Source organism: Microbulbifer sp. SAOS-129_SWC, from assembly GCF_039696035.1.
Taxonomy (GTDB): Bacteria; Pseudomonadota; Gammaproteobacteria; order Pseudomonadales; family Cellvibrionaceae; genus Microbulbifer.
Window position 1 is genome coordinate 2,948,150 of the sequence record NZ_CP155567.1, and the last position, 13,808, is coordinate 2,961,957.

A 13,808-nucleotide genomic window follows, 5' to 3' on the forward strand; every position below is an offset into this window, starting at 1 on the left:
CTTTAAGTTCACTCCGGGAGCACCCCGAAGCGGCGCGCTTTATACCACACTGTACAGCGGGAGGCCAGCCATTCCTGCCCGGCCGTGGCGAACTGCCGGCCATAATCGCTCAGCCCGCCCACCGCGCGCGGCGCCGGCCGCTGACCGACGGCGCCCAATCCGCTACAATAGCGCGCCTCGCGGGCCCGCCCCGCCGCTACAGATCCATTATCAGGGCAACCAAATCAGGGATACGCATGACTTCAGCCATCAAGACACCGGAACAGATCGCCAAAATGCGCACCGCCGGCCGCCTGGCCGCGGAGGTACTGGAAATGATAGGCGAATATGTGGTTCCCGGCGTCTCCACCGAGGAACTGGACCGACGCTGCCACGACCATATAGTCAACGTGCAGCAGGCCATTCCCGCCTGCCTCGGCTACCGCGGCTTCCCCAAGTCTATCTGCACTTCCGTTAATGAAGTGGTGTGCCACGGTATCCCGTCCGAGAACAAGATCCTGAAGAAAGGCGACATCATCAATATCGACGTCACCGTGATCAAGGACGGCTGGTTTGGCGACACCAGCAAGATGTACTTCGTCGGCAAGCCCGCCGCTCACGCCGAGCGCCTGGTGCGGATCACCCAGGAATGCCTGTACAAAGGTATCGAGATCGTACGCCCGGGCACCACGCTCGGCGATATCGGCCATGTGATCCAGGAACACGCGGAAAAGAACTACTACTCGGTCGTGCGCGACTTCTGCGGCCACGGTATCGGCGACGTCTTCCACGAAGAGCCGCAGATCCTGCACTACGGCAAGCCGGGCACCGGCATGGCGCTGGAGGAAGGCATGACCTTCACCATTGAGCCAATGATCAACGCCGGCAAGGCCGCTACCCGCGTCCTCGGCGACGGCTGGACCGCAGTCACCAGGGACCGCCGCCTGTCCGCGCAGTGGGAGCACACCATGGTGGTGACCAAAGATGGCGTGGAAGTACTGACGGCGCGCGGTGAAGAGAGTTTTTAACACTCGGTTCTCGCTGGTGCGCTGTGCACACCAACCGGCCAATGGTGCGCGCGACGCACCCTAACGAATGGAAGTGGAAGATTACGCACACGTGACGCGAAGGCTCTGATGCCGGTGGCTTTTTGCGGGACATTATGAGGCATGGATGCCGATTAGAGCGTACAAGGACGTATTCACCGCGTGTCCCGCAAAAAGCCACCGGCAGCGGAGCCGCCCCGAGCTCCAAGCAGGCACTATTGCCCCTCAGAACGGAAACAAGATGCAGCCGGCCAACACCCCCTACTTCGAACGCCCCCTGTTCTTCTTCGATCAGGCCCGCTTCCGCCGCGCCTTAGCCGCCGGCGCCAAGCCGGCGCTGGAGATCTTCAAGGACGCCATTGGCGGCGCCGACCGCCAGATGGCCGAGCGTTTCCGCGAAGGCGAGGACGTGCGCACGCTGGTGCACGAGCGCGCGCTGTTTGTCGACTGCATCCTCCACTACGCCTGGTTTCAGTACGACTGGCCGGACAATGTGACCCTGCTGGCCGTGGGTGGCTACGGGCGCGGCGAGCTGCACCCGCACTCGGATATCGACCTGCTGATCCTGACCGACGGCGACGCCGACAGCGCCATCGACAATATCGAACGCCTGGTCGCCTTCCTGTGGGACCTGGGCCTGGATATCGGCCACTCGGTGCGCTCCATCGACCAGTGCCTGGAGATGGCGGCCGAAGACATCACCGTCGCCACCAACCTGATGGAATGCCGCACCGTGGTCGGCAGCGACACCCTGCGCACAGAACTCGGCGAGCGCATGAGCCCGGAGAATATCTGGCCGGCGGAAAAGTTCTTCAGCGCCAAATACACCGAACAGCGCGAGCGCCACAGCAAGCAGCAGGCCGCGGAATACAACCTCGAGCCCAATATCAAGAACGCCCCCGGCGGCCTGCGCGATATCCAGACCATCGGCTGGGTGGCCAAGCGCTATTTTCGCGTGCGCACCCTCAAGCAGTTGCAGGGCAAGGGATTTTTCACCGAAGAGGAATTTGCCATCCTGCAGTCCGGCGAGGACTTCCTGTGGCGGGTACGCTACGGCCTGCACCTGCTGGCCGGGCGCGCCGAGGAACGGCTGCTGTTCGACTACCAGCGCGAACTGGCCAAGCAGTTCGGCTACATCGACAGCGGCACCCAGCTCGCCGTCGAGCAGTTCATGCACAACTACTACCGCATCGTCATGGCGCTGCGCGAACTGAACGACGTGCTGCTGCAGTTCCTCGACGAAGCCATACTGCAGCGCGGCGAGCGCCAGACGGTCACCCCGATCAACGAGCGCTTCCAGCTGCGCGACGACACCATCGAAGTCACCCAGACCAGGGTCTTTGTCGAACAACCCTCGGCACTGCTGGAAATCTTCGTCCTGATGGCGGAGAACCCCAAAATCGAGGGCGTGCGCGCCTCCACCATCCGCCTGATCCGCGAGCAGCGCCACCTGATCGACGACAACTTCCGATCCGACCCGCGCAACGCCGAGCTGTTCATGCAGCTGCTGCGCTCGCCGCGCGGCCTGTCCTCGCAGCTGTCGCGCATGACCCGCTACGGTATCCTCGGCCGCTACCTGCCGGAGTTCGGTCGCGTCACCGGACAGATGCAGCACGACCTGTTCCATATCTATACCGTGGATGCGCACACCCTGCAGGTGGTGCGCAACATGCGCAGCTTCCGCAGTCCCGAAGCCTGGCAGATACACCCGCTGGCCGCGGAAATTCTCTCGCGCCTGCGCAAGCCGGAGCTGCTGTATATCGCCGGTCTGTATCACGATATCGCCAAGGGCCGCGGCGGCGACCACTCCAAACTGGGCATCGTCGACGCCGACGCCTTCTGCCGCCGCCACCACCTGCCCTCCCGCGACCGGAGACTCGTGTGCTGGCTGGTGGAAAACCACCTGCTGATGAGCCAGGTATCGCAGAAACAGGACATCTCCGACCCCGAAGTGGTGCACGAATTCGCCCACACCTGCGGCGACCGCGAACACCTCGATTATCTGTACGCGCTGACCGTGGCCGACATCAACGCCACCAACCCGGAACTGTGGAACAGCTGGCGCGCCAGCCTGATGCGCCAGCTCTACCAGGCTACCCGCCGCGCCCTGCGCCGCGGGCTGGAAAACCCCATCGACCGCGAAGAGATCATCGAGGAAACCCGCAGCCAGGCAAGCAACATGCTGCGCGCCATGGGCCTGCCGACGGCATCGGTCGACAACATCTGGGCGCAGATGGGCGAGGACTACTTCGTGCGCGAGAGTGCCGACAACATCACCTGGCACACCGCCGCCATCCACCAGCTGCACAGCGCCAGTGACGCGGCCAAACCCACCGACACCCTGGTGCTGACCCGCAACTCCGGCCCCGGCGAACACGACGGCGCCACCGAAGTGTTCGTCTACACCCCGGACCGCGCCAACGTCTTCGCCGCCGTGGTCACCGGTCTCGACATGCTCAATCTCGACATCCACGACGCGCGCCTGTACAGCTCCGCCTCCGGCTACACCCTCGACACCTTTTACGTGCTGGACGAATCCGGCCAGCCGCTGCTGGACGAACCGCGCCGCCTGGAGCAGATTCGCAACACGCTGCAGGAAGAGCTGGCTCTGGTGGAGGACTACTCCAAGGTCATCAAGCGACGCACGCCCAGACGCCTGAAGATGTTTGAACTGGAGACCCGCGCCCACCTGTCCACCGATCCCGGCGACACTTACAGCACGCTGGAAATCACCAGCGCGGACCGCCCCGGCCTGCTGGCGCGCATCGCACGCATTTTTATCGATCACGACCTGCGCCTGCACAATGCCAAAATCTCGACACTGGGCGAACGGGTCGAGGATATTTTCCATCTCACCGACGCCGACGGGGAACCCCTGCTGGACGAGGCTGCCAACCGCGAGCTGGAACAGGCCATCTGCGCGGAACTGGATGCCCACCAGACCCGCCAGCCGAAATAGCCGAATCGCCAGGCTCTGTACCGACACAAGAAAAGCGCACTATGAACCCGAACCTCGCACACTTGCAGCCCTACCCCTTCGCCAAGCTGGCCAAGTTGAAACAGGGCGTGGAACCGGTGGACAAAACGCATATCGCGCTATCCATCGGCGAACCCAAGCACCAGCCGCCGGCGTTCGTGCGCGACGAACTGATCGACAACCTCGACAAGCTCGCCGCCTATCCGGTGACCAAAGGCCTGGACACCCTGCGCGAAGCCATTGCCGAATGGCTGAGCCAGCGCTTTCAGCTGCACGGTGTCTGTGCCGACACCCAGGTACTGCCGGTCAACGGCACCCGCGAAGCGCTGTTCGCCTTCGCCCAGGCGGTGGTTTCCCCGGGTAGCCGGGTACTGATGCCCAATCCTTTCTATCAGATCTACGAAGGCGCCGCGCTGCTCGCCGGCAGCAGCCCACACTTTATCAACTGCAGTGCCGCCACCGGATTCAAGCCGGATTTTGCCAGCGTGCCAGAGCAGGCCTGGCGCGAGTGCAGCCTGCTGTATATCTGCACGCCCGGTAACCCCACCGGCAGCCTGTTGGAGTTGGACGACCTGAAGCAGCTGATCGAACTGGCAGACCGCTACGATTTCACGATTGCGTCCGACGAATGCTACTCGGAACTCTACTTCGACGAACAGAATCCGCCGGCCGGCCTGCTGCAGGCCTGCGCCGAACTGGGCCGCCACGACTACCGCCGCTGCGTGGTCTTCCACAGCCTGTCGAAGCGCTCTAACCTGCCGGGCCTGCGCTCCGGCTTTGTCGCCGGCGACGCGGCCATCCTGGAGCAGTTCCTGCTCTATCGCACTTACCATGGCTGCGCCATGCCGCTGCCGACCCAGTACGCTTCCGCGGCCGCCTGGCAGGACGAACAGCATGTGCAGCAGAATCGCGCGCTCTATCGCGAAAAATTCGCCGCGGTGCTGGAGATTCTCGACGGCTGCCTGGATGTGCAACAACCACAGGCGAGCTTCTATCTGTGGCCGCGGGTCGGTGACGGCGAAACATTCGCCCGTGAACTGTTCCGCCAGCAACACATTACCGTGCTCCCCGGCGCCTACCTGGCGCGCGCAGCCGACGGCAGCAACCCCGGCCTTGAATACGTGCGCATGGCGCTGGTGGCGACGCTCGAGGAGTGTGTCGAGGCCGCCAAGCGCATTAAGGAATTCTGCCAATAGCCCACTCGATCGCGGTGCACCGCCGCGATCGAAACCGGATGCATTTACCAGTAATGACAGCCAAGAATTTATTAAAAAAAGAGCGGGTCGATTTCATCCTGCACAAACTCGAGACGCTCTATCCGGAGACCCCGGTACCGCTCGACCACACGGATCCCTATACGCTGCTGGTGGCGGTACTGCTCTCGGCGCAGTGCACCGATGAACGCGTCAATCAGGTCACCCCGGCGCTGTGGCAGCTGGCCGACAATGCAGCCGATATGGCGCGGGTACCGGTGGAAAAGATCCGCGAAGTGATCCGCCCCTGTGGCCTGTCGCCGCAGAAATCCAAGGCCATCAGCAAGCTGTCGCAGATACTCGTCAACGAGTACCACGGCAAGGTACCGGAAAATATGGCGGCGCTGGAAACCCTGCCCGGCGTCGGTCACAAGACCGCCAGCGTGGTTATGTCGCAGGCGTTCGGTCATCCGGCTTTCCCGGTGGACACGCATATCCACCGCCTGGCCCAGCGCTGGGGGCTGACCAGCGGCAAAAATGTGGCACAGACGGAAAAAGACCTGAAGCGACTGTTCCCGCGCGACAAGTGGAACAAACTGCACCTGCAGATTATCTTTTACGGCCGCGAGTACTGCAGCGCGCGCGGCTGCGACGGCACCGTGTGCGAGATCTGCACCACCTGTTACCCCAACCGCAAGAACCCGAAGAAGACAAAAAAAGCATGATTACCCTTTACGGCATCAAGAACTGCGACACCGTCAAGAAAGCCCGCAAGTGGCTGGAGAAAAACGGTGTGGAATACCGCTTTCACGATTTCCGTGAAGACGGTATCAACCAGGTTCCCCTCGAGGAATGGCTGGAACAATTTGGCTGGCAGGAGGTGCTGAACCGGCGCTCCACCAGCTGGCGTGCGCTCAGCGATGCGCAGAAAAACGGCATGGATAACACGTCCGCCCTCTCCCTGGCCCGCGAGACTCCCACGCTGATCAAGCGTCCGGTCACCGTCTCCGGCAGCGAGACCCGTTTTGGCTTCAAGGAAGCCACCTATGAAGAAATAACGAAATAAGGATCGAGCATGAACGACAACAACAGCTCCACTATCTACAGCATCGGCTTCGGCGTCGGCACCTGCAACAGCAAGGGCGACTGGCTGGAAGTCTATTATCCGCAACCGCTGCTGAACCCCAGCGCGGATATCGCTGCGGCGGTAACCGAAACCCTGAAACTCAGCGGCAACAGCGCCGTTGCACTGGATAAGTCGCAGTTGCAGCCACTGGCCGAAAAACTGCGTGCAGCCGGCAGCGCGGCGCAGGCCGCAATCCTTGAGCAGTTCGCCAACAGCCAGCGCCCGCTGGTCGCTACGGTACTGTTCACCGACGAGGCGCCGCAGGATGTGCCGGAGGGCTACCTGAAATTGCACCTGCTCTCCCACCGCCTGGTCAAACCTCACGAGACCAAACTCGACGGCATCTTCGGCAAGCTGGTCAATGTGGCCTGGACCAATCAGGGCGCGATCGATCTGGAAGAACTCCCGCAACGCCAACTGGCCGCGCGCCTGGCCGGCGAGCATCTGGATGTATCCTGCGTGGACAAGTTCCCGAAAATGACCAACTACGTGGTCCCCGCCGGCGTGCGTATCGCCCACACCGCGCGCGTGCGCCTGGGCGCTTATCTGGGCGAAGGCACCACCATCATGCACGAGGGCTTCGTCAACTTTAATGCGGGCACACAAGGTCCGGGCATGATTGAGGGCCGCATCTCCGCGGGCGTATTCGTCGGCGCGGGCTCCGACCTCGGCGGCGGCTGCTCCACCATGGGCACCCTGTCCGGCGGTGGCAATATCGTTATCTCCGTCGGCGACAACTGCCTGCTCGGCGCCAACGCAGGTATCGGTATTCCGCTGGGCGACCGCTGCACGGTGGAAGCGGGCCTGTACATCACTGCCGGCACCAAAGTGGCGCTGCTCGACGATGCCGGCAAGCTGGTGGAACACGTCAAGGCACGCGATCTGGCCGGCAAATCCGATCTGCTGTTCCGACGTAACTCAGTGAATGGCGCAGTTGAGTGCCGGACCAACAAGAGCGCGGTGGAGCTGAACGAGGCGCTGCACAGCAACTAAGCCTAATCGGGAACCTTGTAGCTATGCCTCCCGTTCACTCCATAAATGCTTCGTAAGAAGATCGGAGCGGACCTGCTGCCGGGAACTGTTTACGGGACACGCTACAAGCACATCCCTGTGCGCTCGGCGGTGGCCATCCATGGCCACCGACGGTCCCGCAAATAGTTCCCGGCATCAGGCCCTTCAAACTTAAACTCGGTGTTTTCCCCACCCTTGGCGGGCGGCGCTCAGAACTCCATGCGAAGGCGCTGATACCGGGATTCATTTGCGGGACTGTCGGCCGGAGGGATCCGGACGACAAGCCTCCAGGGATGGATTCACGGCGTGTCCCGCAAACGAATACCGGTAGCAGTGCCGCCCCAGAGCTGCTACGAAGCACGGATAACCGGACAAGCAACAAAGCCAAAGGAATACGCATGACCCCAACACAACAACTCGCCAGCGACCTGATCCGCCTGCGCTCCGTCACTCCGGAAGACGCCGGCTGTATGCCGCTGATGCTCGAACGTCTGGAAAAAATCGGTTTCGAGACTACCTGGCTGCGCCGCGGCGATACCGACAACTTCTGGGCAGTGCGCAAGGGCAACAGCGAAGGCCCGCTGTTCGCTTTCGCCGGCCACACCGATGTCGTGCCCACCGGTCCCGAGGAAAACTGGCAGCACCCGCCCTTCGAACCGGTAATCGAAGACGGCTACCTCTACGGTCGCGGCGCCGCCGATATGAAAGGCTCACTGGCCGCAATGGTAGTGGCCTGTGAAGAGTTCGTCGCGGCGCATCCAGAGCACAGCGGCCGCATCGCGTTTCTGATCACCAGTGACGAAGAAGGCCCAGCCCACAATGGCACCGTCAAAGTGGTCGAGTGGTTAGAGGAACAAGGCGAGAAGATCGACTGTTGCCTGGTAGGCGAGCCGTCCAGCACCGAGCACGTCGGCGACGTGATCAAGAACGGCCGCCGCGGCTCACTGGGGCTCGAACTGACCGTTTACGGAATCCAGGGCCATGTGGCCTACCCGCACCTGGCGGAAAACCCGGTGCACAAGCTGGCACCGGCACTGGCCGAATTGGCCGGCGAGAATTGGGACGACGGCAACGACTTCTTCCCGGCCACCAGCTTCCAGGTTTCCAATATCAACGGCGGCACTGGTGCCACCAATGTGATTCCCGGAGATGTCCGGGTGATCTGTAACTGGCGCTTTTCCACGGAAACCACCGCCGCGGAACTGGAACAGCGCGCACGCGCAATCCTCGACAGCCACGGCCTCAACTACAAGGCGGATTTCAAGCTGTCGGGCCAACCGTTCCTGACCGCCGCCGGTCCCCTGGTGGAAGCCGCCCAGGCCGCCATCAATAGAGTCACCGGCAAAGATACCCGCCTGTCCACCGCCGGCGGCACTTCAGACGGCCGCTTTATCGCGCCGACAGGTGCGCAGGTGGTCGAACTCGGCCCGGTCAACGCCACCATTCACAAGGTCGACGAATGCGTGAAGGCAGAAGATCTGGACACGCTCAAGGACATGTATCGCGAAACCCTGAAAAACCTGCTCGCGTAGCGTGAAGAAAACGGGCACCCCGTCCTTGTTTGGGTGCCCGCTATTTGCATAATAAAGGAGTACCAATAAAAAAACGGAGAGCTCTGTGCAACGGGTATGGCTTTTTCTTGTTCTATTTTTAACCCTCTCCTCCTCCACTCAGGCCAAAGCACCACTCCCTCTGGAGCAACTGGTCAAGCATAGCGAAACTCAGCAGGTCAAGATTTCCCCCGACGGTTCCCATCTGGCCGTGCGCAAGCTGTACCAGGGCGAGCACGTGCTGGTATTCATGTCACTGAAATCCCACGAAGTCACCGGGGTTCTGCGTTTTAGCGGCACAGACGAAGTGGGCAATTTTTACTGGGCCAACGACAAACGCGTCGTCGCGCAGATAATCAGTCGCAAAGCGGCACTGGAAACACCAGTGAATTACGGTGCCCTGTTCGCCATCGACTACGACGGCACCCAGGGCAAAAATATCTTCGGCTGGAGTGCAGGGGAACGGCAGACAGGCTCCCGTATTCGTAAAGCCGAAGCCACTTATGGCGCCGCCGTGTTGATCGATCCGCTGATGGACGACGACGAAGAGGTGCTGATCTCCACCTACCCCTGGGCTAGAGACTGGGAAACGAACGGCGATGTCTATCGCCTGAATATCTACTCCGGCGCCAAGCACCGAGTCGTCGGCCTGCCACAGGTCGGGGGCCGCGCCTTTACCGACGGACACGGCAAACTGCTGTTTGCTAATGGCACCACTCGTGAGAACGATTACCAGATGTACCGCAAGGCGGAAAACGGCTGGCAGGAAATCGAAGATCCTGCCCTGAAACGCGGCACACCGGTCGGATATGACAGGGCAAACGACATTGCCTACCTGGTGATCGACCGCAAGAACCAGACTGAGCAACTGATCGGGCTGGACATGAAGAGCGGCACCCAAACACCGCTGTTCGCCGATCAACGCAGCGATATCGACGGCATTATCCGCGATCCGAAAAGTGGCAAGCCCGTTGGCGTGTATACCGTACCGGAGTACCCGGAAACGCACTTTTTCGACGAAGACGACGGGTTCGCGGCGTTATTCCGCGGCATGCAAAAGGCCTTTGACGGCTACAACATCCATTTCACCAGTTTTACCCGGGATGGCCAAAAAGGCGTTCTCAAGGTCTCTGGCGACCGCTTGCCCGGCGACTACTTTATGGTCGACCTGCCGACGAAGAAAGTCGATTTCCTGCTGTCGTCAGCACAATGGCTCGATCCCGATGACCTGAACCCGATGCGCGCCGACACCTTCACCACGGCCGACGGCCTGCAGATTGGCGTCTACCTGACCTTTCCCCGTGATGCCGGGGAAAACCTGCCAATGGTCGTCATGCCCCACGGCGGTCCCCATGCACGGAATTACTGGGGCTACGATCGCAGTGCACAGATACTGTCGCAGAACGGCTACCTGGTCCTCCAAGTCAACTTCCGCGGCTCTACCGGCTTCGGCGACGCTTTTTACGACGCCGGGGCAAAGGAATGGGGCGGCAAGATCCAGCGGGATATCGCCGATGCGGCCCACTGGGCGATTGAAAGAGGCTATGCCGATCGCAATCGAATCTGTATTTTCGGCGCCAGCTTCGGTGGCTATTCGGCGCTGATGAACCCCATTCGCTACCCGGACCTCTACCGCTGCGCCGCCGGCTACGCCGGTGTCTACGACCTGAAAATGATGTTCGAGAAAGGCGATGTACAGAAGCGGGACCGCGGCATCTCTTACCTGCGTACCGAATTGAGTGAAGACGAGGATTTTCTCAGGGAAAACTCACCCATCTACCATCTCCAAAAACTCAAGGTCCCGCTGTTTATTGCCCATGGTGAAAAGGATGAACGCGCGCCGGTGGCACATGCGGAGGCACTACTGGACAAGCTGCAGGCATTGCACAAGCCGGTTACCAAACTGATCGTGCCCAACGAGGGGCACGGCTTTTACAGCGAAGCCAACAACCGCAAACTCTACCGGCAACTACTGGCGTTTTTCGACCGCTATATCGGTACCGGCTCGGAGGATACGCCGGCCACGGAAGGAACCGCTGGCAAGGGGTGATTTCTTTCCAGGCGGCGGCCGGGCGGCGGCCGAGCGCCGCCCGGAGAGCAGCGCCCCAAACGACGTTTACCCCGCCGCCAGTCTGCTCTCACGCGAACCGTTATCCACCCCCCCTATTCCACCCTGCCAGCGGACGATGCCAGGGCGTTAGTGTGGAACTGGAGGATGCACGCCCGAATCAGGTACGGGCCGGCTGGTCGCCGTGGCGGCTCGTGAATAGGGCCGGGATCGGCATCAGTGCAGGCGACCGCCGCGCTCTTTGCGCTCGGTGTCCTCGAAGCCGTGGGCCAGCACGAAGTAATAGACCACCTGGGGCTGCCCCTGCAGCTCGGCTACCAGGTCGAAATTGAATTCGCCTTTCTCACCCGGGGTGATCTGTACCCGGCTGACATGTTCCGGCTCGATAAACAGCTCCGCTACCGGGCGCTTGCCACGCATCACCTGGACCAGCAGCGTGCGCACATCCTCCTCGGAAAAGCGCCAGTGATAATCATCTTCATCGTAGACAACGGAATCGGCGGTTCCGGCGCGCAGGATGCAGTTGCTGTGCTCGGTCAGCCATGGCCAGAATTCGCTGAAAGATAGTGTGGTTTTCATCGCGCGCTCAATCATCCAGCTCGACGACGCTGTCGGCGCCGCCCTCGAGTTCGAAGGCATCGGCGATCTGGCGGCACCATTGGTTAAGGCGCCCAGCGGTGAGCTCTTCCTGCTGATCCTCGTCGATGGCCAGACCGACAAACTGCCCCTGACCGTCAATTTCCGCCTTGGACGCCTCGAACTCATAGCCCTCCGTGGACCAGTGGCCGACAATGGTTGCACCATTGGCAACGAGCACATCGTGGAGCATGCCCATGGCATCGAGGAAGTAGTCGCCGTAGCCGAACTGGTCGCCGAGGCCGAACAGGGCCACCGTCTTGCCGGCGAAATCGATCTCCTGCACGTCCTCCCAGAACTCCTCCCAGTCCGACTGGATCTGCCCGAAGTCCCAGGTGGGGATACCGAAGATCAGCTGATCGTAGTCGGCGATTTCCAGCTGCGTGACATCGGCGATATCGTGCACTTCCACCCGGTCTTCGCCCAGGCGGGCGCGAATGCGCAGGGCCACCGCCTCGGTGTTGCCCTCGTCACTGCCGTAAAACAAGCCGATTTTGCTCACAATTACTCCTCTCTGCCCCGCGGATAACCCACCGGGGCGCTATTCATACGTTGAGCGGCGGCGTATTTTCCCAGCAATGACGGGGCACGGCAAGCCGCCCCGGGCCAATCGGCGCGGCGGGACAACCGTTCAGCGGGCGAAATCCGGCAACAGTCTTGCCGTTCGACGGAGTCACCGGGGTGGCATGTGCCGGCGGGGCAACAGGGGAACGCGTGACTGCAGTGCCCGCCAGCCCCTCAGTACCGCCATTTCGGGCATAAAAAAACCCCCGCTCAGCGGGGGCAAGGGGGGGTTACGAGTCACCGGGTCGTTGGGGTAGAAACACCCGGTCAATCGCACAGAAATGCACGTTACAAATTACTCATCGTCCTGCTGCCGGCGCTCGCTACGCGCCTTCCAGCGCGCCTCGTGCTCGGCCTTCCTCTGCTTGAGCTTGGCTTTTTGCTCATCGGTGAGGATCGCATCAAACTGCTGGCGCATCTTCTGCATTTCCTGCATCCGCGCCACCTCGAGTTTGCCCAGCTTCGCCCCCAGGCTGTCCAGGGTGGCTTGATCCGCGCCCGAATCGAGCGCCTCGCGCAGCTGCTGGTGCAACTTGCGCATCTCCTCGCGCTGACTTTCGGCGGCCGCGCGGTTGGCCTCGCGATTGGCCTTGAGCTGGGCTTTCTGCCCCTCGGTCAGGTTCAGCTCATCGGCCATGCGCTCAAAAAAGTGCCCTCCTTGCATACCGTGGTGCCACATCCGCATCGGTGGCTTGTCGCCATCCTGGGCCAATACCGCTACCGGTGCCGCCATGACACCGGCCAGAACCACGCTTCCCGCAATCACTTTCCACTGTTTCATCGACGCTTCCTCTCAAGTTTGTGTCGGCAGCTTCATAGTAGGGTTGTTACCGTCTGGTGGGGGCAAAGCGCGGTAAACATTTGTTAAGAACGGTAAAAAGCCCGATCGCCGGTCGCAAACGCCGCCGGGCGTTTGCGTATAATGGACTCACACCAACCGAGAGCATTCCATGAGCCGTATTCTTCTGGTCGATGACGACAGCGAACTGACCGATCTCCTGCAGGAATACCTGAGCGGAGAGGGATTTGACGTAACCGTGGCCAACGACGGCGGCACCGGTCTGGAGCTGGCACAGAGCGAACAGTTCGACGCCCTGGTCCTGGACGTGATGCTGCCGGTGCACAACGGCTTCGACCTGCTGCGCAAGCTGCGCGAAGAAGCATCACCGTCCAGCCGCTCCCTGCCGGTGCTGATGCTCACCGCCAAGGGCGACACCGTCGACCGCATTGTCGGCCTCGAGATGGGTGCCGACGACTATCTGCCCAAACCCTGCAACCCGCGGGAACTGGCCGCGCGGCTGCGCGCCGTGTTGCGCCGCGGCCGCATCGACACCGAGGAGGGCGACGGGCTCAGCAGCGGCCCGCTGCGCCTGCTGCCGTCGGAACACCAGGGTTACTGGAACGACCAGCTGGTGCCTCTCACCGGGGCGGAGTTCTCGGTGCTCAAGGTGCTGATCCAGCACGCCGGCGAAGTGGTCAGCAAGGAGGTGCTGACCGAGAACGCGCTGGGGCGCAAGCTGATGCCCTATGACCGCTCAATCGATGTACACGTCAGCAATATTCGCAAAAAACTCGCCGAACAGGGCGCCAGCCGCGACCTGATTATCAATATCCGCGGCGCCGGCTATATGCTGACCCAAAGCACCCTCTGATCCGAG

Annotated in this window: 12 protein-coding genes; 9 read left to right on the forward strand and 3 right to left on the reverse strand. The window is 61.6% G+C overall.

Annotated features, from left to right (window positions below; genetic code table 11):
• Positions 1-236: 236 nt before the first annotated feature.
• From map to ABDK11_RS12830, 8 genes are all read left to right on the forward strand, one after another.
• Positions 237-1,007 (forward strand): type I methionyl aminopeptidase, encoded by a 771-nt coding sequence (gene map / locus ABDK11_RS12795; RefSeq protein ID WP_346836898.1) that lies wholly within the window; start codon positions 237-239, stop codon positions 1,005-1,007.
• 259 nt (positions 1,008-1,266) lie between these two features.
• Complete coding sequence (locus ABDK11_RS12800; protein WP_346836899.1) at positions 1,267-3,984, forward strand: [protein-PII] uridylyltransferase; 2,718 nt, start codon at positions 1,267-1,269, stop codon at positions 3,982-3,984.
• 41 nt (positions 3,985-4,025) lie between these two features.
• Complete coding sequence (dapC, locus tag ABDK11_RS12805) at positions 4,026-5,198, forward strand: succinyldiaminopimelate transaminase (protein ID WP_346836900.1); 1,173 nt, start codon at positions 4,026-4,028, stop codon at positions 5,196-5,198.
• A gap of 53 nt (positions 5,199-5,251) precedes the next feature.
• Positions 5,252-5,920, forward strand: coding sequence for an endonuclease III (gene nth, locus ABDK11_RS12810; RefSeq protein WP_346836901.1), 669 nt, complete (start codon positions 5,252-5,254; stop codon positions 5,918-5,920).
• The gene (locus tag ABDK11_RS12815; RefSeq protein WP_346836902.1) at positions 5,917-6,261 is read left to right on the forward strand and encodes an ArsC family reductase; all 345 of its coding nucleotides are present in this window, start codon (positions 5,917-5,919) and stop codon (positions 6,259-6,261) included. The genes nth and ABDK11_RS12815 overlap by 4 nt, the downstream gene beginning before the upstream one ends.
• 9 nt (positions 6,262-6,270) lie before the next feature.
• Positions 6,271-7,314, forward strand: coding sequence for a 2,3,4,5-tetrahydropyridine-2,6-dicarboxylate N-succinyltransferase (gene dapD / locus ABDK11_RS12820; RefSeq protein WP_346836903.1), 1,044 nt, complete (start codon positions 6,271-6,273; stop codon positions 7,312-7,314).
• Positions 7,315-7,730: 416 nt separating this feature from the next.
• Positions 7,731-8,864 carry a succinyl-diaminopimelate desuccinylase gene (gene dapE / locus ABDK11_RS12825; RefSeq protein WP_346836904.1) on the forward strand — a complete coding sequence of 378 codons (1,134 nt, stop codon included), beginning with the start codon at positions 7,731-7,733 and terminating at the stop codon, positions 8,862-8,864.
• An 85-nt stretch (positions 8,865-8,949) separates the two neighbouring features.
• The gene (locus ABDK11_RS12830; protein ID WP_346836905.1) at positions 8,950-10,932 is read left to right on the forward strand and encodes a S9 family peptidase; all 1,983 of its coding nucleotides are present in this window, start codon (positions 8,950-8,952) and stop codon (positions 10,930-10,932) included.
• Between the two features lie 234 nt (positions 10,933-11,166).
• Here ABDK11_RS12830 and ABDK11_RS12835 read toward each other — a convergent pair whose 3' ends face one another.
• From ABDK11_RS12835 to ABDK11_RS12845, 3 genes are all read right to left on the reverse strand, one after another.
• Positions 11,167-11,529 carry a hypothetical protein gene (locus ABDK11_RS12835; protein WP_346836906.1) on the reverse strand — a complete coding sequence of 121 codons (363 nt, stop codon included), beginning with the start codon at positions 11,527-11,529 and terminating at the stop codon, positions 11,167-11,169.
• Positions 11,530-11,536: 7 nt separating this feature from the next.
• Positions 11,537-12,088: a flavodoxin gene (locus ABDK11_RS12840; protein WP_346836907.1), complete on the reverse strand. Its 552-nt coding sequence runs from the start codon at positions 12,086-12,088 to the stop codon at positions 11,537-11,539.
• A 357-nt stretch (positions 12,089-12,445) separates the two neighbouring features.
• Positions 12,446-12,931: a Spy/CpxP family protein refolding chaperone gene (locus ABDK11_RS12845; protein WP_346836908.1), complete on the reverse strand. Its 486-nt coding sequence runs from the start codon at positions 12,929-12,931 to the stop codon at positions 12,446-12,448.
• Positions 12,932-13,100: 169 nt separating this feature from the next.
• Here ABDK11_RS12845 and ABDK11_RS12850 point away from each other — a divergent pair, with 169 nt between their 5' ends.
• Positions 13,101-13,802: a response regulator transcription factor gene (locus ABDK11_RS12850; protein ID WP_346836909.1), complete on the forward strand. Its 702-nt coding sequence runs from the start codon at positions 13,101-13,103 to the stop codon at positions 13,800-13,802.
• Positions 13,803-13,808: the final 6 nt, after the last annotated feature.